At 44.3% G+C, this 24533-nt stretch carries 23 protein-coding genes; 4 read left to right on the forward strand and 19 right to left on the reverse strand.

The features are described from left to right. Window positions 1-92: 92 nt before the first annotated feature. The 16 genes from EO130_RS13870 to EO130_RS13945 all read right to left on the reverse strand — a co-directional run bounded on the left by EO130_RS13870 (window position 93) and on the right by EO130_RS13945 (window position 14909). Entirely contained in the window at window positions 93-794 is a 702-nt protein-coding gene (locus EO130_RS13870; RefSeq protein ID WP_127142137.1) for a HEPN domain-containing protein, read from the reverse strand. Window positions 795-987: 193 nt separating this feature from the next. Further along, window positions 988-1800: a DUF4138 domain-containing protein gene (locus EO130_RS13875; RefSeq protein ID WP_127142138.1), complete on the reverse strand. Its 813-nt coding sequence runs from the start codon at window positions 1798-1800 to the stop codon at window positions 988-990. A gap of 17 nt (window positions 1801-1817) precedes the next feature. Beyond that, complete coding sequence (gene traM / locus EO130_RS13880; protein WP_127142139.1) at window positions 1818-2735, reverse strand: conjugative transposon protein TraM; 918 nt, start codon at window positions 2733-2735, stop codon at window positions 1818-1820. Next, entirely contained in the window at window positions 2716-3342 is a 627-nt protein-coding gene (locus tag EO130_RS13885; protein ID WP_127142140.1) for a conjugal transfer protein TraK, read from the reverse strand. The genes traM and EO130_RS13885 overlap by 20 nt, the downstream gene beginning before the upstream one ends. A gap of 16 nt (window positions 3343-3358) precedes the next feature. Continuing rightward, window positions 3359-4201, reverse strand: coding sequence for a hypothetical protein (locus EO130_RS13890; protein WP_127142141.1), 843 nt, complete (start codon window positions 4199-4201; stop codon window positions 3359-3361). Continuing rightward, window positions 4201-4806 (reverse strand): conjugal transfer protein, encoded by a 606-nt coding sequence (locus EO130_RS13895; RefSeq protein WP_206513157.1) that lies wholly within the window; start codon window positions 4804-4806, stop codon window positions 4201-4203. Before EO130_RS13895 ends, EO130_RS13890 begins: the two co-directional genes overlap by 1 nt. Beyond that, window positions 4803-7214: a TraG family conjugative transposon ATPase gene (locus EO130_RS13900; protein ID WP_127142142.1), complete on the reverse strand. Its 2412-nt coding sequence runs from the start codon at window positions 7212-7214 to the stop codon at window positions 4803-4805. The genes EO130_RS13895 and EO130_RS13900 overlap by 4 nt, the downstream gene beginning before the upstream one ends. Then, window positions 7207-7485 (reverse strand): hypothetical protein, encoded by a 279-nt coding sequence (locus tag EO130_RS13905; protein ID WP_127142143.1) that lies wholly within the window; start codon window positions 7483-7485, stop codon window positions 7207-7209. The genes EO130_RS13900 and EO130_RS13905 overlap by 8 nt, the downstream gene beginning before the upstream one ends. Window position 7486: 1 nt before the next feature. After that, the gene (locus EO130_RS13910; protein WP_127142144.1) at window positions 7487-7774 is read right to left on the reverse strand and encodes a hypothetical protein; all 288 of its coding nucleotides are present in this window, start codon (window positions 7772-7774) and stop codon (window positions 7487-7489) included. A gap of 240 nt (window positions 7775-8014) precedes the next feature. Beyond that, window positions 8015-9064: a nucleotidyl transferase AbiEii/AbiGii toxin family protein gene (locus EO130_RS13915; RefSeq protein ID WP_127142145.1), complete on the reverse strand. Its 1050-nt coding sequence runs from the start codon at window positions 9062-9064 to the stop codon at window positions 8015-8017. A 22-nt stretch (window positions 9065-9086) separates the two neighbouring features. Continuing rightward, window positions 9087-9815 carry a DUF6577 family protein gene (locus tag EO130_RS13920; protein WP_127142146.1) on the reverse strand — a complete coding sequence of 243 codons (729 nt, stop codon included), beginning with the start codon at window positions 9813-9815 and terminating at the stop codon, window positions 9087-9089. A gap of 71 nt (window positions 9816-9886) precedes the next feature. After that, window positions 9887-10549 carry a P-loop NTPase family protein gene (locus tag EO130_RS13925; protein ID WP_127142147.1) on the reverse strand — a complete coding sequence of 221 codons (663 nt, stop codon included), beginning with the start codon at window positions 10547-10549 and terminating at the stop codon, window positions 9887-9889. Next, window positions 10546-11085, reverse strand: coding sequence for a hypothetical protein (locus tag EO130_RS13930; RefSeq protein ID WP_127142148.1), 540 nt, complete (start codon window positions 11083-11085; stop codon window positions 10546-10548). Before EO130_RS13930 ends, EO130_RS13925 begins: the two co-directional genes overlap by 4 nt. A 2-nt stretch (window positions 11086-11087) precedes the next feature. After that, entirely contained in the window at window positions 11088-11366 is a 279-nt protein-coding gene (locus EO130_RS13935; RefSeq protein WP_127142149.1) for a helix-turn-helix domain-containing protein, read from the reverse strand. Between the two features lie 285 nt (window positions 11367-11651). After that, complete coding sequence (locus EO130_RS13940) at window positions 11652-12491, reverse strand: RteC domain-containing protein (protein WP_127142150.1); 840 nt, start codon at window positions 12489-12491, stop codon at window positions 11652-11654. Between the two features lie 12 nt (window positions 12492-12503). Then, a complete protein-coding gene (locus EO130_RS13945) occupies window positions 12504-14909 on the reverse strand; it encodes an aminotransferase class I/II-fold pyridoxal phosphate-dependent enzyme (protein WP_127142151.1) in 2406 nt (801 codons plus the stop codon). Between the two features lie 198 nt (window positions 14910-15107). On the opposite strand from EO130_RS13945, the gene EO130_RS13950 reads away from it, so the two are divergent. From EO130_RS13950 to EO130_RS13965, 4 genes are all read left to right on the forward strand, one after another. Next, a complete protein-coding gene (locus EO130_RS13950) occupies window positions 15108-15491 on the forward strand; it encodes a DUF7793 family protein (RefSeq protein WP_127142152.1) in 384 nt (127 codons plus the stop codon). Window positions 15492-15503: 12 nt separating this feature from the next. Then, window positions 15504-16430, forward strand: a complete 927-nt coding sequence (locus tag EO130_RS13955) for a helix-turn-helix domain-containing protein (RefSeq protein ID WP_127142153.1) — start codon at window positions 15504-15506, stop codon at window positions 16428-16430. Window positions 16431-16526: 96 nt separating this feature from the next. Then, on the forward strand, window positions 16527-16976 hold the full coding sequence (locus EO130_RS13960) for a MauE/DoxX family redox-associated membrane protein (RefSeq protein ID WP_127142154.1): 450 nt from the start codon (window positions 16527-16529) through the stop codon (window positions 16974-16976). 59 nt (window positions 16977-17035) lie between these two features. Beyond that, window positions 17036-17281: a DUF6520 family protein gene (locus tag EO130_RS13965; protein WP_127142155.1), complete on the forward strand. Its 246-nt coding sequence runs from the start codon at window positions 17036-17038 to the stop codon at window positions 17279-17281. Between the two features lie 117 nt (window positions 17282-17398). Here the strand turns inward: EO130_RS13965 and EO130_RS13970 are convergent, their stop codons facing one another. The 3 genes from EO130_RS13970 to EO130_RS13980 all read right to left on the reverse strand — a co-directional run bounded on the left by EO130_RS13970 (window position 17399) and on the right by EO130_RS13980 (window position 24283). Further along, window positions 17399-19717 (reverse strand): zinc-dependent metalloprotease, encoded by a 2319-nt coding sequence (locus tag EO130_RS13970; protein ID WP_127142156.1) that lies wholly within the window; start codon window positions 19715-19717, stop codon window positions 17399-17401. 81 nt (window positions 19718-19798) lie between these two features. Continuing rightward, window positions 19799-21238 (reverse strand): RagB/SusD family nutrient uptake outer membrane protein, encoded by a 1440-nt coding sequence (locus EO130_RS13975; protein WP_127142157.1) that lies wholly within the window; start codon window positions 21236-21238, stop codon window positions 19799-19801. A 15-nt stretch (window positions 21239-21253) separates the two neighbouring features. Further along, window positions 21254-24283, reverse strand: a complete 3030-nt coding sequence (locus EO130_RS13980; RefSeq protein ID WP_241244367.1) for a SusC/RagA family TonB-linked outer membrane protein — start codon at window positions 24281-24283, stop codon at window positions 21254-21256. Window positions 24284-24533: the final 250 nt, after the last annotated feature.

A 24533-nucleotide genomic window follows, 5' to 3' on the forward strand; every position in this document is an offset into this window, starting at 1 on the left:
TTGCTGTAAGTGGGGAAGAATCCGTTCAATGTGATTACCTCTAGGGGCTACTTCTAGATTTTACTCATTTAAAAACATAATTTAACTATGGGTTATTGACCACTTTTATAGAATCCAAACAAATGTTCGCTAAAATCTGTGAACCTTGCTATTTGGCCTTCATATTTATTTTTAGTGCGCCCTCCCTTTACGATGTTCTCTTCTTGAGAGACGGATCCCATTCGGAGGTGAATTGAAAATCCCACATCAGTTTTTTCCATGTGCTCCTTTTTGTCTCCCTTGTTGAGAATGTAGTTGTTTTCATAAAGGTGTGGCTCATTGTTTTTGATTGCTCTGCTATATGCGGATATAGATTCGCCCCCATTTTGTGTGTTGACAATGAACCGTTCAATAAAGTCAATGGTATAATCCAATTCACCAATAAACTGATTGATGTAAAGGCCAATAAAGATGTGGCTCTTAATCCTGTCATAATAGCGGATTTTGAATGCATTTTCCAATATCTCCAAGAATACTGGGTCTAATTCTTGGGTGATGTCCTTATTGATATTTTCAAGGAGGTTTTTGAGCTTATCAAATTTATCGAAATGATAATGATATTTTTCTCGAACCTCGAGATTAAATACGATTAGGGCTTTTAGGTATTTTTCTACGGAAGTACTTGCCAGCGTTAACCCTTGCACTATGAGATGGTTGTTAAGCAGGAAACGGGCAGCGATGTAATCGCGATACCCAAGGTCCATTAACCAATAACCTTTATCCAACTTTTCTGTCCATGTAATTGAATTGTTCATACTAGACATTAACTCTTTCCTATTGGTTTGGGCGTTTTTTTGCTTGCTTTTTCTGTTCATTGTAATAGTACTGGATTTATAAAAAAATGCCTGACAGCCATGTTTCCGATTTAAGCCATATTACTTGTGCTTGATGTACAAGTTAGGAAAAAGCTAGGTATGATTGTTGTTGGCCGAAGGATTGATTTCACGCCTACTTAACTATCTTAAAGATAAGATTACGGCTTCCATGGGCTTCCAACACCTTTAATTGTAAATGTTCCTCTGAGTTTAAGGTGAATTTGGGATAGACTACTGCAAAGCGCACCGTTTCGCCAGCGCCGATCTGTTTGGGTATTTGAAATTCAAATAGGGGAGTGATGGGCAATTCCTGATAAGAGGCCTTACGTTTAGGGGTACCCAATACCTTCGACAATTGAAACAGGCCTAAATCATAAGGAATTGTAGATCGGTTTCTCAGTTCATAGACCATATAGACCTGATCATTGTGGTAGGCCTGATCTATCAGTTTAGCCCTGATGCCTTTTTGTCGCTTACTCCATTTATGTGCGGATGATTCCCGGTCAAGCAATTGGGTACATAGTAGGGTAAAGTCTTTTTCTTGAGGAGCAGGTTTTTTTAGAATGGAACCAGTAACTTCCTTGGTCTGGGAATCAGGTTGAAAAGGGTTTATTAAGCGTTGTTCCGGGCCTATGAAATAATGCAAACAGAGCAGGTCTTCCTGATAGGCAAGAATAAAGCTGTAGAGGTTACCAGCGGTGGTGCGGACCAACAAATTGCTTGTCTGGTCTTTATCTGCCTGTAACAATCCCAAGTGATCTGCTTTCTCTCGATCAAAACTGAAGGCAAAGTTTTGGGCACCGGTCATACCCGTCTGGATAGGGTTGGGAAATGTAAGGGAAACAACTTGATGCGCATTGGCATAAATGGTATCCAAGGATTGGGATGTGCCACATAGGGTAAAAAAGAAGAGTATGATGAGTGGGAAAATGGTTTGATATTTCATGGAGTTACTGTTTATGATTACGGTTTTGGTTGTAGTAGTAAGCGATGACCATCCAAGACAGTCACCTTATGTTGGCGTTGCCTTCGTTGGAATAAACTTTTAAGGCCTCTTACTTGAGGCAGTCCCGCAATATTGATATCCTGTACCATATCATCTGTGATCTCACGGGTAGCTTCTTCACGTAGAGAGTTTTCCAAGTAGAGGCCCATTAAGCCATCTTGTAGGTCATAGGCCTCCCCCTCGAAGGGAATATGATTTATGTGGGTAATGTGCAATAGGGTACGGTTCGGTTGGAAACGTACCGTGCCAAACAGTGTGGTGTACTTTGGAAAGTGATGGCCATTAAAGGTCATGGGCTCCACCAATCGTAACCGGATACGGCTGTTGGTTCGCAATACCTGTTTGCCATGCACTTCAACTAGTATCGTCGGATTTGTGTTACCATTAATGGTCTTGGGATGTGAAGCAAAGAACAGTTGCTGTTCCAGGGCCATTTCGGCAGCTGTGATAGCGCTCTCAGATGTCGGTATTTCATTTTGGTCGTGCACGGTTTTAGGTTCTGTTATTGTGGTTGTGTCCAAATTCGAAATAGGTTCCTGATGATAGTTCAACTTAACTGAGCTGTAGATACTATCGATGATGCGTTGTTTTTCGTATTCCATATAATCGGGATTGAAATAGCCCTTATCATCGACCATATGGTCTGGGTAGATTTGTGGTGCGGTAACTTCGCGTTCCGCTTCAATGGCATCCAAGGCCTCCATCTTGGATTCGTACACCTTTTGGTTCTCCTCCAGGTCGGGCATTGGAATGCGATCGGGTTTCAATTCGGTTTTTTTATCCTTGCCAAAGGTGAGGATGGAGTAGACCGCGATAAAAAGGACCGCGCCTACCAAGACCATGGCAAAAACGATTTTATTCTTCTGTGGTTTCATAGGATTCTATTTTGCGGAGGGAGTTTTCAAAAAAATCAGTGATGAGCAGCCCGTGGGGGTTGTGGGGGAAATGGCGGGCCACTGTGATGAGCTTGCCCGTGGTGATCAATTCATAGGTATCGGTCACCGTACCCCGATTAATATGGATCAGGGTCCGGGTCTGAAAGGCATAAGGCTGTTGGTCCATATCGATTTGGGAATCGATGCGTTCCACTTGTTGTACGAGGGAATATTGCAGCAAACGGTTGTAGAAGCCGTCTGCCTTTTTTTGACGGTAGATGGCATCCACGGAGGCATTGCCCAACCATAAGGCTTTTTCCATTTTCTTTTCATAGCTGTTGGCCTCCACACCATAGAACCAATTGTGGAACTGTTCCAGATGGGCCAAAGCCTCGACTTCCAAGTTCTCACGTTCATTCGCCAATTGGAGGGGGATGACCGCTCCGTCGGAACTGACCACAAAGGCCTGATTCAGGCTGTCTTTGTGTGTCTTGATTACCAAAAACGTCGAGGTAATACAAACCAAGCCCGCCATAAAGATCAAGGCCAAGACCACAATCCGGTTCAATCTCAAAACCTGTTGTATGTTTTTAAAGGGTGTTTTCATTTTTAGTAAAATTTAGTTATCCGGTGAACAAGCGCAACGTAAAACTGGTAGCTTTTCGGTACAGTTTGAATTTGAGCAGCACGATAAATCCGATGGAACCCAGTTGGATGAGTGGAGCAAAGAATTCACTGCCCCAATCCGTACCGAACAGGCTGCCCCAAAAGTTCGTGTTGATCTCCGTATAGAGATTATTGACAAAGACATTGACCAAAAAGAAGGCGGGTACCAACATATAGACCCCTGCATAGAGCTTGAAATACATATAGGCCAGGCCTCGGAACTTCTCGAATACGGCCAAGCTGATGACCAAGGGGAAAAAGGCCTGCATGATTCCCAATAGGAAATACCGTTCGGCCAAAAAGAGCGGATAGATGAATATATCCAACAACCACAGCATAACCCCGATGACAAAGGCCACCATTTTCAATCCGTACAAGGGAGTGACCAAGGCCTCATAGAGCATGGCCATCGCTTTTTTGGCGGCTTCCAGGGCACCCACATCCCGTTCCAGGTCCACATCCTGTAGCTGCAAGGGGAGGAGTGCCGGAGCCGTGTCCCGGTATTGGGATTCAATGGCGACCAAAATACCGTCAAAGACCTCCAATACCTGTGTGGAAAAAATGACCAGTAGCACAATCAAAAAGTTTTTGGCCAGTTCCGTTGGTGTGAGACCCCAAGTATGACCATCAGTTGTAGCAATGCCCTCGTTGTATTTTTTTAGGATGTTGATCAGAAAGAACAGCACCGCCAAGGCCTTCATCCCCACAATGGTGTATTGGGAAAAATCACTGTCCTTGATGGTCTGAAAGACCGCATCCACATATTCCAATCCTATGCCCAAGAAATATCCCATCCCCATCAATACTTTTCTTCTCTATTGTTGATAATATCCTGCATCCGCCGAAAGGAAATGATTTCCCGGTAGCGTCTGGTCTTGACCTCCAGTTCGGCCACCATTTCTTGGGACTGCACCTTCTTCTCCATCAAAATGGCGGTGCGCTCGGCATCGGTCATTTTTAAAAAGTCATTGGACAGGATCTGGTTGACAAAATCCAGGTCGTCAATGGCGGTATCCATAATCTGCTCAAAAGAGTGGGATACCTGCTCGACTTCCCCTTCTTTGATATAAGGAGAGTTTAGGATATCCCGTAAATCTTGCTGAACGGTACGGAATAAACGCTCATTGTTCTTGGTCAGCTCTTGTAATGCTTTTAGTTGTTTGATGGCGTTGTTGACCTTGACGATATTCTCCTTTTGCTCTTTTAGAAACTGTACCGTCTTCAATAGCTCTGAGGTCTGTTTGGCTGACTCCACCAGCGACTTGGCCAAGCTGATAAAGTTGGTGTTGTCATACACCGGCATCCCTTGGCAGGCAGCGCCTGCTGGCAGTAATAGGGTGGTGGTTAGGGCTATTAACAAGGTCAGGGCTTTTTTCCTAAGGGCTTGTAGCTTTGTTGTCTTCATAGGGTTTCTTTTTTAAAGTGAATGAATGCCTTGATGGCTTTTTCCATATCAAGGGTCTCCTCATAGCGGTCCATAATCTCGGTGCTTTCCGTGCCGTCGGTGAGATAGGCAGCGTACACTTCGGGTGGGACTTCCAAACGGAAAACGTTGCTTTCCTTCCCGATTTTGATAAAGATCTCGGTGTACTTCCGTTCCCCGCTCAGATTGTTCCGGATGGATTTGAGTTGGTTCAGGTCATGGCTGGAGAGATTGAGCCGCTTTTGAAGCGCATCATAGCCCTTTTCATTCCGTAGGCTATAGATGACCTGGGAGTTCTCCAGTATACTGGCCGAAGTAGAGTTCTCTGGCAATTGGTTGATGGATTGCAGGATGATCCCGATCGCACCGTTCTGTTTGCGGATGGCCTGATAATAGAATTCCACACTTTCCAGGACATTGGGGAACTTTAACTGCTTGGCAAACTCATCGAACAGGATGATGCCCCTTTCCGAACGGTTTCGCCAAATCGTACGTTGGATGGCCGACTTGATGAGCTTGAGCATTACGGAGAGGATTTCCTTGTTGTCCCTGACCTCGTCCAGTTCAAAAATGATCAAGCTTTTGTCCTCGATGGTGTAGGTTTGGTCGGCACCTGTATTGAACAGAAAGCTGTAGGGGCCGTCTTGTACATATTCCGAGAGGATGTGCAGGAAATCGTAGGTGCTAAAGTGGGCTTCCTTGATCTGTAAATCTTGGATAAGCGTATCTTTTCGGTCATCCACGAACTGGTACAGGGAAGCCAGGGAGTGGTCTTGCCGAATGGTTTTATAATACCATAGCAGCACTTTTTTGATGGCCACTTCTTGGGATTTGGTAGCATGGTGTTGAGCGAGCAGTTCCAAGAGAAAAACAGCGAGGTCTTCCAAACGTTCTGGGGTCAAATCGGAATCCGCTGCCATATAAAAGGGGTTAATGCCCAGATTTTTGCCTTGCTCGTAGCGCAGGATGACGTGTTGGCCTGGGTAAAGCTTGGCAAACTTGGCATAGGAACCACCCAGATCAATTAGGACCAGCCGAACCCCTTGTTCAAAATACTGTCGTAGAATGTTGTTGGCCAAAAAGGATTTGCCTTCCCCTGTTGGGGCGAATATGGCAAAGTTTCTCGCCTTGATACGATGCTTATCTTCGTCCCAGACGTCCTTTAATACCGGGATGTTGTATTGACGGTCATTAAAGATGATTCCCGTAGCATCTGATGCATAATTGGTGTTGTTGATATAGAGACAAAGGGCATGTTTGAGATCGGTCACATATAGATCTTCATTGGAGAAGTTGGTGGCATGACAGGGATGGGAGTTCAGGAAATAATGCTTGCGCTCCTCCCCATTGGGGTGATAGGGCATAATGTCCAATTCCTTGAATCCTGCCTTGATCTGGGATCCGATCCGTTTCAAATGTTCAGCCTCCGAATGCCAAAAGATGATATTGAGATGACCCCGAATGATGCGCGACGAATCATCAGTGTTGATTTGGTCCAGAATATGTTGGACCTTTTTGAGGACGACTTTGTTCTGCGAACCGAAATTGGAACTCTTGCTCAGCTCCTCCACTTTCTTATCCAGAAGTTTGCGCCATTTATGTTTGTTGTCCAAGTAGAGGACTTGGTTCACGATATGGTTCTCGTTCAGCTCCAATCCCAATCCATCGATAAAGCCTTGATGGAAGGTGAAATCATCCGAGGTAAATTTTTCATTGGTCTTGCTGCTCTGGACCCATCCGCCAAAACAATTTTCATTGGTCACCGCGATGACATCGAAGAAATGATTGCCGATTTCAATGTATTTGTTCTCCAGCAACATATCCGTATCGAAATCTTGGTTGAAGCCATTGTAGTAGTTGTTTGTATGGGTGAGGATGTCATCAGACGGCATTGGGCTCAAGGAAACGCGTTGGCCATTGTTGATAAAGGAAACGGCATCATCGACCGCTGTGATGAACTCCGCAACTTGCACATCCAGTTTTCGATGGAACCCCTTTTCTGCTTTCCGGAAGGGGTTGACATATTTGGCCGCGTTCAAAGTCTTGTCCAATGGCAGCACAAAGAACAGATAGCTCTGATGGCTTAGGTATTCCCTTCCCTTAAAGTACTCATAGGTGGCCTTTTCCAAGAAGGTATTGTTGGGTAATTGGTGGGCATCGTATCCCACTTTTTGGTAGCTATCCTGTTTTTGAATGACAGTACCTGTAGGTAGGGTTTTGAAGGCCTGAAACCACATACTGTGGAGTTCCTCAAAATCTTGCTCGGAGAGGGAGTGGATTTCAGGAAGTGCTACCTTATAGCATAGGACCACATTGCCATTGTTGGCAAAGACCACATGGTTTTGGATGTCCAAAATGGGATGATGGGAATTGAGGTTGATTCTATTCATAGGAAAGCGGGCTTAGTTTTTTGTTGCTGATAATGTTGGGGAAGACCTTTTGAATGGAAAGTAACTGAGGGTTTTTGACCCACTGTGCCAATGCCCCATAGAGCAGGGCATTGAACAGCAGCAGGGCAACGATGACACCTAAACTGAATGAAAAGATGATAACTAGAAGAGAGCCAATAACGGACACCATTAGGAGAGCAAATAAAGAAATGGGCAGCCCCATGATCATGGCCCGCTGGCGGATGTTTCGGTAGATTTCGTACTTTTTCATCTTAGACCACGATTCCAATGAGGTAGGTAAAGATGCCCACAACGGCCCCTGCAATCAGGACAAAGACCAAAACCCGGGTAATGCCTTTTTTAAGATCGGCGTTCTCTCCAAAGAAATGTCCGGCATTAAAAAGAAAGCCGACCAAAAAGATGACCCCAAGGATGATGGGGAAGATGGCACGTATGGTATTCGAGATATCATTGACGGAATCCTCGATGCCCCCGATTTGGGCTAAAATGGAACTGGAAACAAATAAGAAAAGAATGGTGATGAAATGTGATTTTCGCATATCTTGAACGCTTTGGGATTGGACGATTTTTGATATGTAAAAAGTACAATAGAAACACCTTTAAATAAATGATTATCAGTTATTTGTGAATAAAATATGAATAGATTTAAGATGAGGCTTTTTGCTAGGATTTAAGCACGGATTTTATGGAAATTCAGCAGGTGGGTGTTAATTAAAGAAAAATCCAGATATGCACAGGTTAGCGAAAAATGTATTTTATGACTAGAACCCAAGGGTAGATTATGATTTATTTTTTAGTTCCAAGGTTTTCCACCAATAAAAAAAAGCTTCTGGATTGCTCTTTTTTAACTTGTTCAATTTGTTATAGAGTGTACCTTCAATGAGCCAATCCTTTATCTGCAAAGGCTCACTATATCGCTCTATGGATTGTTCTTCCGTTTTGATCATTTCAGATAGATAGGCAACTTTTGCTGCAGCAGTGATAGCTTCTTCAATATTAAATCTGACTAGCGTAAAATTGGAAAAGTTGCTGATGCCAGTTTGTAAATGTTGGAATGCCTCTGATTTATCTCGTGAAGAAAGCACAAAACAGGCCTGTTGGGTGTCTTCCAAGACTTGCATAGGTTCAATCTCCAGTTTTCTAAATCCAATTTCCTCAGCCGCGACTTGCATATAGCTCTTTCTTACCAATGGCAGGTCTTTTAGGTTGTCCACCAAAAAGGCTACATCGAAAAGTTGTTTGATTATCTCTACCGGTCTATTCTTTGTATATAGGATGCCTGTTGTTTCCGGTGCAAAGGCTGTTAGCTTATCACCCAAAATGGAATCGAATGTTGGCATATCTACAAGTATTGGCTCTCCTTCAGTCTCAATCCAGTTATGGCTGATAGGTACCTGCATCAATTCTGGATATGGATTCTGTGCATATAATATGTCAAGAAGTATAGGCTCATTTTTTCCGTCAACAGCACTTTCATAGTACATTTTATAATGACCTATGGGTGCATCTGGAGTATGCTTTCGGTCATTATCATCTTCCCAATGGGTAAATATTTCTTCTTCGGCTATTTTTTCCAAAATAGCTTCAATACTATCCTGGTTTTCTTCTGTGATGATATCAATGTCAATGGAAAAACGTTTGGGCTCTTTTGTGGCAAGTAACAAAGCGGTACCGCCTTTAAAGATAAAATCCAGCTTATGGAGTTTAAGCTGTTCCAAAAACGCCAGCGCATAGACGACCTTTTCTATGAGTTTTGGGTCGTACTTTTTTCCAAGTCTCTTTCTGACTTCAAAAATCCAACCGGGATGATATGTTGATGGTTTAATCATATAATTAAAGATTGGCAAAAATTCATTTTTTTGCCAAAGTTAAATTCAATAATCTATTAACTTCATTTTCTCGATTACGCCTTAAAGCATATCGATTCATTTTATTTATGTTAAGTTGATATTTTTGGAATGCATTCTGATAAATCAATTCTATTTCAGCCCGCTGTGGGCCAAATAATTCAATATCGATGGTCATGTCCACCAATAATTTCTCTAAAGTCGGCACGGTTACATTTTCCAGGATAGAAAGCGGTGCCTCTGAAATCAATGGGCGAACTATAACTATATCATAATTGTTGGTTATATACAGATTATATATTTCAGCATTCGGCTCCAAGAACACTTGTCTTCCCTCTTCCTTAAGAACATAGAAAATGGCTTCGGTCGCTTCCTTGTCTACCTCCAACACGGTGTAAAATCGAAAAATCTGATGGCGCATAAATTCATTTAGCCATTTGGTATTCCAAACACATACTTCTGTATAAGGGTATTCCTTCTTAATTTTATTGTAAAGGCGTTTTAAATTAGTGTCCACATCCGGCTTGTATAAATTCTTATTCGATAATGAATACAATCCACGTGATGGATTTTTTATGATTTTGGCCTTTTTTAGCTTTGATAAATAAACATTGATAGTACTCAATTTCAACTCTGGAAAATCGGACAAAATCTTGCTTACCAGCTCTTCCTTTGTAAGTGTATTGGTCTTTGTAAAATAGTCCTCTATTCTATGCTGTATTTCGCTATACAAAATTGTTTAAAATTATAGTTAAACTTTGGCAAAATACACAATTTTTGCCAAAGTTTAACTTTTGACGGCAACTATTTTCTCTTATCCCTACTTCTCTGGTCAAAGGCTACCAAATTAAACAACTCCCTCATCCGAGAACGTACCCGGTTCCCATAGCGCTCTTCCAACTCCTCTGCATTGAGGTTGGTGGTAGCATGGGTCTTTCGTTTATGATTGATGAAAAGCTCGTGTCGGGATAGCATAATTTCCCCAATTACATTGCAGTCCTTTCCAAAGTATCGCCCCATAGGCTCTACTCCCAGATCATCAAAACAGAAGAACTGGGAATTACCATAATCCTCAATGATTTTATAGCCGATATGGTTAAACCCGAACACGATGTTCCGGCAGGGTATGACCTCATAAGGCCGTTGGTGGGGGACTAGGTGTTTCAATAATTTCATAAGACTGGTCTTGCCACAACCTACGGGTCCCGAGAGTAAGAGTCCTTTATGGATGTCAATACCCATTTGTGCACAGCGGGCCTTGTCTTGGATAAAATAAAGGCAGAGTTTGTAAAGGATTTCCTTGTCTTCACGGTAAATCTTGAACTTTTTGCCAAATAGAAGTTTGCCCTTGGCGTCGAGATAGAGGAGGATTTTTTCAAAATCGTACTGGATTTCCCTGCCATTAAGAGTGCCCAATGGATATTGGATGGCTCCTTCAGTGATGATATGTGGAGCATGGTACTTCACAAAGGTTCGTTGTAATTTTTGTGTTTCTTGGTCTTTAGGTTGTCTCGATATGGGACACTGGTCTGCTGTTTGTTTCTGTTTTCCAAACCATCAACATCCAATTTTTTGAAATTTCGTGGTTTGTTATTGTTTTTTTGGTTTTCTAAGGTTTGTATATGTTTGTTTATAGGTAACACTGCTTGTCCACTGCTTGTCCCGATATCGGTACAGCTTGGGTCCACTACTTGTCCAGCACTTGTCCCAAAATCGAACATCTTGATTCTACTCCCCTTGAAAGGATTATGAGACGGGGCATAAACGATATAGCCCCAATGATCGAGTTCCTTGATGCATCGATGATAGGTGGATTTGGAACCGATCTTGGCATACTGCATGACTTCATCCCGGTTGATAAAGAATTCCGGTTTAAAGTAGTTGGTGTTCCAGAATTGGAACAAGGCCACATAGAGACTGATATGGGTGGGGTTTAGCCGGCTGTCCCTGGAGAATCGGTCAAATACCCCATTGAGATGCTTGATGTAATTGATATCTTCCAAAACTAGATACGGTTATGGATCTTGTTCTGCTCCAAGACTCCCATGATCTCATGGTACTCGTAATACAGTACACCACCGATCTTGGTGTAGGGGAGGGTGCCGTTAATCCGAAGGTTTTGCAAAGTGCCGGGTGAAATGCCCAATAGTTCCCTCACCTCATTGGATTTGAGCCATTTTTTGTTCGTTTGCCTGTTTTGGTTTTCCAATAGGTCCTTGATGTCCTCCAGTAGTTCTACTTTGAACTCCATAAGGTCTTCTGTGGTAATAATGGTCGCTCCCATAGTTTTTGAGTTTTAAAAAGAAGGACCACCGCATTACTTTCATTTCATTTGATGGCCCTTCCGCTGATTTGACTTTCGTCACAAAACTCAAAAATGATTTTGGAAAAACTTCCCAAGGTGGGACCCACCTTGGGAAAGATTTTTACAACATAAAATTTGGTCAGGTATAGCGGGATTTGATAGGTGGCAACCAATTCTATTGTCTGATATGGTACAAAAAAGGGATTGAAATTGGCTCAAAACCAAAAATCCCAAGTTGGGTACCAACTTGGGAAAAATACATGGTCATTCATCCAGTGATTCCATACGCTGATGGAGCAGTTCTATGAGCTTGTCCAAGAATCGAGTTCTACTGGTCTTTCTTGACCTGATTTCGATAAAGGTATGGTAGTAATTGCCCAAGTCGATATTGTAAAAGTGTTCAAAATGGGAAGCCATTTCCTTGATGTCGACCGTACCACCATTAATGGATTCACTGGCATGAAGGGCATAGAGCAGTTCGATCAGGTCGGTCTTGCTGCCGGTCCAGAATAATTTTGAGGGTTTTTCCATGGGTGTGTTCTTTTGGGGTTCAAGAGTGTTGTTCAAATCATCCACTTCCTTTCTTAGGTATACGATCAACATGTCATAGGCCATGATGGTGGCCACCGTCCCGTCCTGACAGGTGGAAAATTGGTTGTCAATCAAGAAATGGAAGGATTCCAAGGGAAGTCGTAGGTCTCGGTTTCCACGGACAAAGTATTGTTCATCCAAGGACATGGCACCGCGACGGTAATAATTATAGAATTCCAAATTGTCATTGAAGAAGGCCTGTAACTTGTCAATTTGGTGCTGGAGGTATTTGATTTGGGCGGCATTGTTGCCACGGGGACGTTTGCTCTCGATACTGAACAGTCTGGCGTAGTAGATGAGCTTGCTAAAGATTTGTGGCTTGACATGTTTGAAAAAGTAAATCTCATCGGCTTGCGTGGCAAAGGTTTTTCCAGTAATCTGTTTTTGCAGTTTTCGGATACACTTCTCCACAATCGCAATCCCCTTTTCGGCCTTGAACAGCACATCCCCATTCCCGCTTTCCAAGGTATCCAATTGGCCTTCAAATTCCGATAGCAGCTTTTGGTATTTCATGATAACCAACCATTAGTGCTGCCCTTCCATGATCCCAATCGTTTCAAGGATGAAATTGTCGTTGGTCTGGAGGTAGGCATATTTTTCATGGACTGTCGACCCCAGTTTTCTTTTTTCAAAGGAAGCCGTCATCCCAAAATCGATTTTGGGAAGTTTAAGTACAATGGCCCGTTCGATGGTCCGATACAGTAATTGCCGATACGTGGCATACGTTTCCAAATGGTCATAGTCCATGCCGACAAATGCAGGGGCATAGACGCCCGTTTTATTGGTATAACAGAACATTGCCCCGAGTATCTGATTGGGTTTTCCTTTAGGGGTAAGCACGATAAATTCCCAAAGGTGATTTTCGTTCATCTTGTCGAACAGCTTGTCGGGGAATGAAAAGGTGTTGAGCCCTAGGTTCCGTTTTTGGACTTCTTCAAACAAACGTTTGAATTCCTTTACTTCATGTGGATTGGCCTTGGATAGTATTTTTGATTCTGTCAGTTCAAGGAAGGGTTGGATGTCCTTACGGAAATGCCTTCGGTTTCGGGCGGATAGTTGTTCAACGTACTCGTGGATGGAAAAAACTGCTTTCAAATCGACGGTGCAGGAGTTGGGCATTTGTACCCGCAAAAAACCATGCCCGTACATGGTTTCGTTCCAAGATGTTTTTGGGCCAAAGTCCCGCAACACGGTCATTTTTGCTTTCAGCTGACGCTCCATTTTTTCTAGGAGTTCCAGTAGGGTTTCCCTTGCTGTATCCCGCTGTTTATGTGAGGTGTCCCAGTAGAGATGCTCACCTTCGGTAAACAAACAACCCAACGACAACACCATGGAGGTCAGATGATAAGGCTTTGCTGTTCGCTCTTGCTCAATGCTTGCTGAAACTTCGACTTGGGCAAGCATATCATCTTTCCAAAGGGAGAGGGTCACAAAGGTCATCAGTATGGGAACGCCCTTGGAATCTTTGATGGTAATATATCGGAACAACCAGTTGTGTTCCTTTTTGTTGTTGCCTTGAAACGTTTCTTCCAAAAACTGCAGTCCTTCCCAATCATAAACACCTTGCCCTCCCATATATCGGTTCCACTGGTTTCTATCGACTTGGCGGATGGTATCCCAAATTTCGATGTTTAGATTATTGGACTGCATCGGTTCATTTTTGACCTTGGGCTCCAGCCTAAAGGCATGGAAGACCCTTTCGGGATTCGTTTGCGTGTCCTGTAGGGCCAAGGGAAAATGATATTCCATGGCTTCTACCAATCCTTTGATTTCTGCCTTTTCATTATGTCTGGATATGGTGATGCGAACCCCAGTATTCTTGACCGGCACCGCAGGAAATATACCCAGATTGACAAAAAAACCTTCTCTCATCAATCGGTTGACAAAATTGTAACCGGTTTTGGGCATCCCTGTCCCTATGTAGAAAACTGGGGACTCGTTCTTGTCGATCAAAGGCAGTTCGGTCGCAGACAGGCGTGCATTGAAATAAGCAATGCGTTCCCGCAACTCACGTTGCAATTCATAGATTTCAGGAGAAAGATGGATTTGAGCGGAAGTGATGGCAGCAGCAACGGAGGCGGGTTCCAGCTGGGCCGAAAAGGTCAAAGGACCGCCAAAGGTCTTGATCTTGTCGTATAGTTTGGGGTTGGAACAAGCCAAGACCGCGCCACTGGCCCCGAAGGTTTTGCTTAAGGTGCCGAAGAGTAGTGCGTTTTCTGGTAGGTCCTTGAGCTGATCGAGTACATAGCCCGTTCCATTCTTGCCGGTCCAGCTCATACCATGCACATCGTCAAAATAAAAGTGCAGCTGTGGATACTTCTTGGACAACTCCATCAACTCCTTTACTGGAGCGTAGTCTCCATACATGGAATAGATGCCATCGGCCATATACCAGATGTGCCGTTTGGAATGCTGGTACTTTTTGATTTTGTCCTCCAGCATTTGCAAATTATTGTGACGTATCATTTCGATGGGAACGCTTCGGGTCTTGAGCATCTTGGCGGCATTCTGCACACTCCAATGTACTTGATGGTCCAAAATGATCACATCATCATCCTCCACGGCGCTGGGAATGACTCCTAAGTGGCCCAAGGTACTGTTCTTGGTAATGACAATGGGATGCCGATACATTTCATGGATGTGCGCTTCCAAATCTTTATAAAGGGGATTGGAGATATAGGACTTGGACAGGGGAAATTGGGTGCCGTATTTTTCTATGGCATCCATTGCAGCGGTTTTTAACCTTGTATCTTGTTCCAGTCCCAAATACCCTGTGGTCCCAAAATGGAACAGCTCCCTGCCTTCAACTTCAATGGTTCTACCGGAGAAGGATTGTCCTCCGGCATATAGATGTAGGACCCCGGCCTGTTTGGCATCGGTGAATACTTCGTGTACGGTATTCAAAAAATTGTGGTGTTTGATCTTGGCCATATCGTTTGGTTTAAAATGTCCTAAAAAGTAATGGCAATTGTCAGATTAACGATAATTGAACAATGATATAATCCTTTTGAGATAACAGATACTCCTTTTTAGATAACTCTATAGCCTGCTTGGAATGAGGTATGACCGTTTCAATTCATCCAATTCCAATATTTTTGTAAATTCCAGTTACTAACCAGTTTTCTAGAAATGAAAAGGACACATGAAAACAACTATGCGATTTATCTCCTGACCGATGAGCTAATGCACGTCATTTATAAAAAGGTGCCCCTCATTGACCTGAAGGCGGCACAGTTGATTGTTCAGGATCGGATGTACTTACAGGAAGGTAGGGAAATGCCGGTGCTCTGTGATATTAGGGATGTGAGGACCATCAATAAGGCGGCGCGGGATTATTTGGCACTGGAGGGTTCGCTTTGGATCAAGGCCCTGGCCTTTTTGATCGACCCGCCCGTAACGGATGATCTCAGTATCTTTTATATGAACACCCATCCTACTAAGATTCCGACGGCATCTTTTGTCAGCAAATCGGGAGCCTTGGCTTTTTTGGCAAAACACACCTCCAAAAACTAGAAACGAGAGCATATGGAAAATAACGATGACTTTAGGGTGAAACGAATCAAGAAAATGCTTTTGGAAATGGCGAAGGGCAATTTCTTTTACACCCTTGAACCTTCCGATAAGAATGACAATATTGCCTCTTTGGTGGTGATGCTCAATATGGTCAGTGAAGAAATTAGGGCGGCATTTATCCACCAAGGTTTTGCCAATGCCCATACTACTCCTCAGTGTATCATTCAACTGTCCCTTATCTTGGATGACCGAGGTCAAATTGAATTGGTCACCAACGGCACCTGTTCCCTATTGTCCTATCTGCCCAAGGACCTTATCGGAAAGCCTATCACTGAATTTATGACCGAAAAGTCGCGGAAAAGATGGACCAGAAAGTTGTCCAAACACTTGAAAAGAGAACGGTCTGAAACGGTCTTGTTTTTGGAATTCATGACCAATGATGGTCTTATATTGGCCAAGGATTGTCAACTGTCGGTCTACCAAGCATTGGATGGGAGCGGTCAAAAAATCCTGTTGAATACGGTTTTCTTTTCCAAAGGGGAACCTTTTGAAACGGGACTTCCCAAAAAGACACTTAAAGTGACCAAGGGAACCAAGGAACACAAGGTCACCTTGACCCCAAAAGACATCCAGATCATCCGTGGTGTCCATGACGCCATCATCAACAATCTGGACAAGGATCTTCCCTCCTTAAAGGAGTTGGCACATCAAGAGGGGACCAATGAGTATAAGTTGAAATATGGCTTCAAGCAAGTGTACGGTACGACCATTTTTCGGTTTTTGATTCAGGAGCGTCTTAGAATGGCAAGGACCCTTATCCTGCACAGTACCCATACCATTAAGCAGATAGTTCAAATGACAGGATTTAAGAGCAAGACCCATTTTTCAAGGGCATTCAAGGATAAATATGGACGTTCCCCAAGCGAATTACGGTCGTAACAGCTTCAAAAAAATTGATTTAATCCGTTTCGGATAACGATTGCTCCCTTAGGGATAAACCAGTCTCCCGAACTTTGTCATATCAAATCAAACGATATGGCGAATCAAGGAATCCACTCCAAGCTTGTTACCCTCTTCAGCCTTTTGCTGACCCTTCTGTTCGTTTATACAGCGGTAAGCAAACTGATTGAGCTGGACACCTTTCAATGGCGTTTGGAACGGATGCCCTACATTGCCCCCTATGCCTCTTTGCTCTCATGGAAAATACCCTTTCTGGAATTGATCATTGCTGGCCTGTTGTGGTTGCCCAGATACAAAATCATGGCACTCTATGCCAGCTTTATGCTATTGGGGATTTTTACCCTATACATCGTTTTGGTCTTAAAATTTAGTGATTCCATCCCCTGTTCTTGCGGCGAGGTTATTTCAGCATTGGGATGGACGGACCATATCCTATTGAATGTCTCATTTATGGTCCTTGCTCTATTGGGCATCCTTTGGTCCAAGAAAAAATACAACACCCAAACACATCAAAATACTACGTAGGGAAAGGGGAAGCCGAAAACCTAGAATAGAGTAGGCATTCACTTATAATACTTAACATTATGAAAGCTAAATTTTTCAAATTGTTGTTGCCGGCCTTTGCCATCTTGATGGCGGTCGGTCTGGCCTTTGCCACGGAGAATGAACGTGTGACCCAAGAGGCTCATTATTTTCTTCTTGGACAGGGTTGGCAGACTGTCATGATTGAAGATGACTGTGATGCTACAGGGCAATCACCCTGTGAATTCAACGGTATTCAATTGTATTCAGAACCTGATTTCGCAAGTATTGCCTTGCGCAAACCTTGATGGGTTTTAAATGCCATTAACTTAAAGGTGCCCCTGTACAGGGCACCTTTTTTGACTAACTCAAACATCTCCCATGCATCAGTATTGGTATACTTTGCTAAGGGAAAACTCTTCTACTTAAGGGAGGATGGTATTGATTTTTTGAAGGCATAAAAGCCAATGCCCATTCACTTCTTTTCGCCGTCCCTTGTTCACTTTGTTTTCCAATTTGGTTTTCAATTCCAACAACCGCTCAGCCAATAGTCCTTTTGCATAATCGGTATAGTCGGTCAGCTTTGCATCGGAATTATAGACTGAAATTTCAATGTCCAGGATGGCACCCAATCTTTCAATATAGGCCATTTGGAGTTCCTGAATCCGTGTGGAGAGGTCCTTTTCGTTGTCCAGATTTGTGAATAGGCCTTCCTGTACTTTTACCAGAAACTGCTCTAGTAGATTGTTGCCCATCAGCCCCTCCATATATTCCAATCGTTTGAGCCTTGGGGCCAGCAATAATTCGGTCATTAGCTTGATCTGGTATTCCGAGACCTTATCTGGAAAGGTGGTATACTTCACCTTTACCATAAAATCGGGATCGGTCAGCCACTTTGGTGGGTGGAATGCATTTTGAACCAAAAAGTCAATGGCTTCTTCCTGCTTGCCCCATGCAATGGGGTCGAACATATTTCCAGGCTGGTCCAAGGCTTGATATTGCAAGTCATAGCCACCGATGACCGAGGCAACATGCTTCATGTGATCGTACCATAGATTGACGGATTTGTTGTACAGACGGAACAATCTTGCGTTGCCTTTTTCATTCAAGGTGGCACTGGGTATCATTGCGATGGCGCGCTCCACATTCCTTAGGGCCATGGAGGTACTACGCACGGGATCGTTGGTCTCGACCACTTCATCGGTCTTAGCTGGGCCGATTTCCTCAAATCTTGTTTCATTGAACCGATACCACGGAAAGGAATCCTGTAAACGGATCATGTTCTCCAAAAGTTGGGATTTTTCTTCCTTAGTGGTACCAGATGGGAACTCCTGATAACCCCATCTTATGGAATAGAGATCCGTGGGACCGACCTTGGGAATCAATAAGTTTGGAGGGATGTTATCCTTGGGTTGTGGGATATTGTTGTGCCTGGTATAGTTCATGACACTTGGGGTATGTCCCATAGTGGTCAACCAGTTTGGATCGCTTACTTGATCGACACTATAGCTGTACTCTCCAAAATTTCCATCTTTAAGACCTAGGGCGTGTCCGGTCTCATGGGCCGTCAATCCTTGGAATAATCGTCCGATCAACTCATTAGGGAAGGGAAAGCGTTGAGCCCTTTCATCCAGGGGAGCTGCCCGGATAAAATACCTTTCCTCCAGGGTCTCTCGGGAAGCGTTCAAAAAAATGTCTGCCTTTAAGATTTCACCTGTTCGGTCATCGATGACACATCCAATGGTTCCCCCATATTCATTTTGCTCATAATCCCTAAAATAGCGTTTCTGCCCCCAATAAACTATATTGGTGTTTATACTGAATTTATCCCATTCGCTTAAACTATCGGTTTCTATCACCCGTATGGCGTCTTTGAAGCCTGCAGCTTCTAGGGCAGGCAACCATTCCTCGATGCCCGCTTTTACATAGGGGTGCCATTTTTTAGGAATTTCAGGGGACAACAGAAAGATAATGGGTTTGATGGGAACACTGCTGCTGTTGTCTTTATATTTTTTTTCCAGCCGCCACCTTCTAATATTGGCCCTGCTGTTATGGGTCCCATCGGGATGGATGCCATGTCGGATTCCGAAATGGTCCTCACTATAATAACCCATTCGATAATCATGCGTTCTTGATTTCATGGGTTCAGGCAAAGTTGAAAAGCTAAAATACATGGGAAACGATACCCTTTCTTTTTTAGAGACCATTCCTCGTCGAACTTTGATGATGACCTCGTTGTCACGGTCTTTGCTATCCTCTACAAATGAGATATCAGGAATGGAGGGGCCAAAGGATACGCCAAGATATTGGGGCCATTCGATAATTTTGTTCAAGATCAAATCGGTGACATCGATGCGGTATCCCCTGGATTCACCTTGTTGCTGTTCCAAGGGAAAAATGGCCAGTACATTGTCCATCAATTCCCTGTCCTTTACCACGGGCAAAATAACCCCTGAAGTAGAGGGAACACTAAGGGCCTCTAATATGATGTTATCCTTATGACGTGCCCAAGCTATTTGCATATAGCTATTGGTCATTCCTTTAAAGCAGTTGAACAACATGGGTTGGTCCAATAGATTATCGGGAATATTGAGGAATAATTGGCCACCTACAATTTCCGTGGTCAAAAAAGCAGGGCTGTAATCACTATCTAGCTCGGTTTTGATTTCCCCATTCAACGGTGAGGCTTCCAGCTGCCCAAAGAACAGGAATAAAAGAATTAGGGGTAACTTGATATGTTTCATCTTACGTTATGTTTTACTATTGAATTGACCCTATTACAGGACCTTGTTAAATAACCAGGTCCTGTAATTGATCTTTTTGTTTTAATAGCCTACATTTTGAGGCAATAGATTCGGATTGAGTTCCAATTGGGATTCTGGTATGGGTAGCAATAGATTCGTTTCATTCCAATTGGGCTTGATGTCATCCAATATAGTCCCCGCATTTCCGGTGCGTTTAAGGTCAAACCAACGATGTCCCTGTTCCGTAAAAAGTTCCAGTTGCCGTTCTTTCAGGATAGCTTCCAATAGTTCAGTCTGGGTGTTTGCTTGTGTCGCAGTAAGGCCTGCCCGCTCCCTAATCTGATTGAGGTCGTTCGCGGCCCCAATGAGATTTCCCAGACGGGCCCTTGCTTCAGCCCGGATCAAATACTGTTCGGCCAAACGGAACAAAATGGAATATTCCAAGGATTCTGTTTCATTGTAATCGGCCTTGTATTTATGGGGGTAGTAGAACGTGATGGTGTTGTCCCTATCCGAAATAGGTTCGGTCCATTCCTCATACCTAAGGTCATTTTCTTCAAATGACGACAACAGCTCTTCGGTAAGGGCATAGGTCTGACCCGGGACCAATTCAATGGTCAATGTGCCTCCTTCACTTGTATTGATGGGAAATTGATCATCGGCCTGTAGCTGCCAAATGGTTTCTGGTGACGCTTTTAAGAAGACACGGTCCAGATCCATTTCCAACTGAAAGTTCGCTATCAAATCCGTTGCATAGGATACCGCCTGTTCCCAATCCCCGACGTACAAATGTATTCGGGCCAAAAGGGCCTTGGCCGTGTAGGCATCCGGAATGACCCTGTTAGATGTTACAGGTTCTTGCCCTTCCAAAAGCCCAACGGCTTCTTCCAAGTCCACAATGATATTGTCGTACACCGCAGATTCAGGCAATCGCGAAACCCTATTGTTCTCTTCATAATCCGTGGTCTTGATATAGGGCACATCCCCAAATAGCCCAACCAATTGACTGTGCATGTAAGAGCGAATGAAAAGGGCCTCTCCCTTGAACCTGTTTCTTTCGGAACTGCTCAAGGCCTTGGATGACTCCACGCCTTCAATGATGGCATTGGCCCCGTAGATTAGGCTGTAGGCCTGGTTCCACCATAGCTCTACTCGATTGTTGATAGCGATAATGTTATGATTGTAGAATTGGGCCAGATCCACATTGAATCCATAATAGTCCAGTTCATCGGCATAAATGCCAAGGGTAGGGGTCAGGCCAAAGTTTCCCGATACCATGCCCTGCTCCCTCATATTGTAGTAGAGATTGGCCATTGTGGATTCGACCGTGGCAGGGTCCTCAAATACGGTCTCAGCTATGAGAATGTTCTGTGGCGGATCGACTTCAACGAATTCCGTACATCCCAAAAGCAACATGCATTGCAGGATGATGATCTGATAGGGTCTCGATAAAATGGGGTTCCTTACAAAGGACTTTATCGCTGTCCTTTTATGATATGTTGTTTTATCTATTTTTTTCATCTTGAAAGGATTTGGTTAAAAACTGATTTGTAGGCCTAAAGTGAGCTGTCTTAGCGGGGGCAAGCGCGTGCTAGAGGGTTGTTCTGGGTCTGGCCCGTAGTAATTGGTCAAGGTCCACAGGTTTTGTCCCTGTAGGTAGACGTTGATATCCAACCTATTCTCCATAGTGGGCAGTTTGTAGTTCAGTGCAATGTTCCTGAGACGGAGGAAGGAGGCGTCGGAGACCGCGGCATTGCTACTCTGTTGGCGGCCCCCCAAATCCTCCACCGTTGTGAAACCACTGGAAGAGCGCTGATAGGTCGCGATATCCCCGGGCTGTTGCCATCTGTCCAATAGGGCTACAGGCACATTGCCCCTGAAGCCTGGCGTGGCATCAAAGCGGACCGCATTATAGGCTCGCTGTTTTTTGAACTGAAAGAACACATCCAAGCTCAGGTTTCCCAAAGTGAAGGTGTTGCCCATGCCCCCATACCACTTGGGGGCCAAATCTTCGATCCATTCCAAGTCCCCTGGATTGCTGACCTCTCCATCACCATCATAGTCCTCAAACTCATAGATGCCTGTCTCAGGATTGACACCGAGTGCATTGTAGAGTTTCACGATGGTTAAAGGTTCCCCGATGACATATCGATTGGCAAAAGTGGAGGATTCAAGGTCATCGAATTCGACCAGCTTATTTTTGGGAACGGTCAGGTTCAGGGTGGTGGACCATTCAAACTGTTTGGAACGGACATTGACCGTTCTCAGGTCCACTTCAAATCCCGTGTTCTCGACCACAGCATCAAAATTGCCCGTTAATTGGGAAAAACCCGTGGTGGCTGCCAAGGGAATCCCTACCAACTGATTGGAGGAACGGTTTCGGTACCAAGAGGTGTTGAGGAAAACCCGATCATTGAAAAACCCGAGTTCCAAGGCGGCTTCCAATTTTCGATTGGCTTCCCAGCCAAACTGTGGATTAAATATGCCTGAGGGTTCCAATAGGGTAGTGCCCGCATAGGATTCCCCGGAGACATTGTAAGTGTCCAAATAACGATAGTCCCCAATGTTGTCACTTCCCGTGATGCCATAACTGCCCCGAAGCTTTCCATGGCTTAAAAATGAGCTTTCCTTAAATAGGGTTTCCCTTGAAAAGATCCAGGCAAGGCCAACGGCACCAAAGTTTCCGAACTGCCTTCCCGGACCAAAGCGGGAAGACCCGTCACGACGGCCGGTAAGGTTCAAGATATATCGGTCATACAGCTTTAGGTTGATGCGACCGAAGAGGGCACTATAACGATAATCGGCATCGGAGGTGGAGAAGATTTCCAAGGATTGGGCCGCGGCCAAATTTTTGATCAATCCATTATTGGGAAAGCCCCTTCCCCGAAGTACGATTTGATTCGAACTTTCTTGTTGGAAGGTAGTGCCTACCAATACATCCAGCGAAAGCCTGTCCCAATGCTTCTTCCAGTTCAACTGCGGCTCCACGATCCAGGATTCCCGCTCTGAGGCGTTGGTGGTCAGGTTGGAAAAGTTTTGTGGTGTGAGTCCCAGACCTGGGTTTCTGGCCGTGTTGGGATTGGTGACATAGGAGTCCAATCGATAGCGGGTGAAGCCCAAACTGGACTTCAGTTCCAAATTGGGCGCTACGGCGTAGGATAAAGTTGCATTGGAGATAATGGTATTGGTAGCAGCTACAAATTCCTCCTCCAAGGCGGCCAAAGGGTTATCCCAGGTGTTGTTCTCCCAGTTCAGGTTGCCCTCCTCATCAAATAGGGCTGGGGCATTGGGTTCCAAGGAATAGGCTTGCTGGGTAAAGTCTGCTCCGGGCAATCGGTTATCCTCTCGGGTGTAACTACTGGAAAAGTTGATTTTGAACTTCCCATTGTTGGATCGGTGGGTCAGATTACTGTTCAAGCTTGCCTTTCTGTAATTGGCATCCCCGGGAAATACCGTGGTCTCCTTTAAATAACCGCCACTGACCAAGAATTGGGTCAGCTCATTGCCCCCGGAAATGGAAAGCTGTGCGTTCTGGCGATAGGCGGTACCCCCGATCAATTCCTTTTGCCAATCCGTATAGCGATTGTTGTCCCATACTGTAATATCCGGCCAAAAACCGTCAAGGGCCGGATTTTCCAATAGCGGGGTAAGCCCATCGTTGTCTATGCCTTCCCTACGGATTTCCAAATATTGTTGGCTGTTCATTAAGTCCAAGAAATTGGAAACACCGCTCAGGGTAGTACTCAAATGGGCATCGAAGCGGGTTTTGCCTGCCTTTCCTTTTTTAGTGGTGATCAATACCACCCCATTCGCCCCACGGGAGCCGTAGATGGCCGTGGCATCGGCATCCTTCAATACTTCGATGCTTTCGATGTCATTGGGATTGATGGCGTTCAGTGGACTGATGTCCCCGATGATTTCAGTGGAGACACGAGGGGCCGCTAATGACTGGGAACCGTAAGGCACGCCGTCCACGATGTAGAGGGGGTCGGTAACTCCGTTGAGGAAGTTGCGGCCACGGACCTCTACAGAGAAACTACCTCCGGGGACTCCTGTGTTCTGGACAATGTTGACGCCCGATAGATGTCCCTGCATGGCTGCCAATGGATTGGCGACAGGTTGTTTTTCCATGATTTCTGATTTGATAGTGGCGATACTTCCAGTCCGTTCCTTTTCGGAAACGGTATAATAGCCCGCATTGAGGATCACTTCCCCTAACTGGGTGACATCTTCTTCCATTTGGACATTGATGGTATTTCTTCCATCGTTGGGGACTTCCAAGGTCCTAAAGCCTACTATGGAAAAGACCAATAGGTCATTGGGACCAGCTTGAATGCTATAGGTGCCGTCCATATCGGAAATGGTTCCTCGATTGGTGGATTGTACCCTTATGGTAACACCACCTAATGGTAGACCATTTATATCAGTAATGGTACCAGAAATGGTACTCTGCGGTGGGTCAAAGGTTATCCCTGCTGCCAGTTTTTGGTGGAGTAAGGGAGCTAATAGGAGATATAAGAACAGGAACATTTTGGTCCTGCTTATTTGATTTAATGAGTTCTTCATTGTTTTGAGTTCTTTTGATTAAAGCGTGAGTTAGATATTGCTTTTCCCTATGGACAAATACTTATGACCATAGGTTTTTAGGCACACTGCCCAAAAAGTCAGGATAAAGCCGTAACTTCCTAGAGGGCATTGAGGTTCGGACATAGGCCACCCTGTCCAAGAAGCAAAGGCTCTTGGAAATAGGATTCCTACATGGAAAATGACTATGAAATTGTATTAGGGCCGGATACCCTTAAAATGGATGTGGTAA

Source organism: Flagellimonas marinaquae, assembly GCF_003992675.1.
GTDB lineage: Bacteria > Bacteroidota > Bacteroidia > Flavobacteriales > Flavobacteriaceae > Flagellimonas > Flagellimonas marinaquae.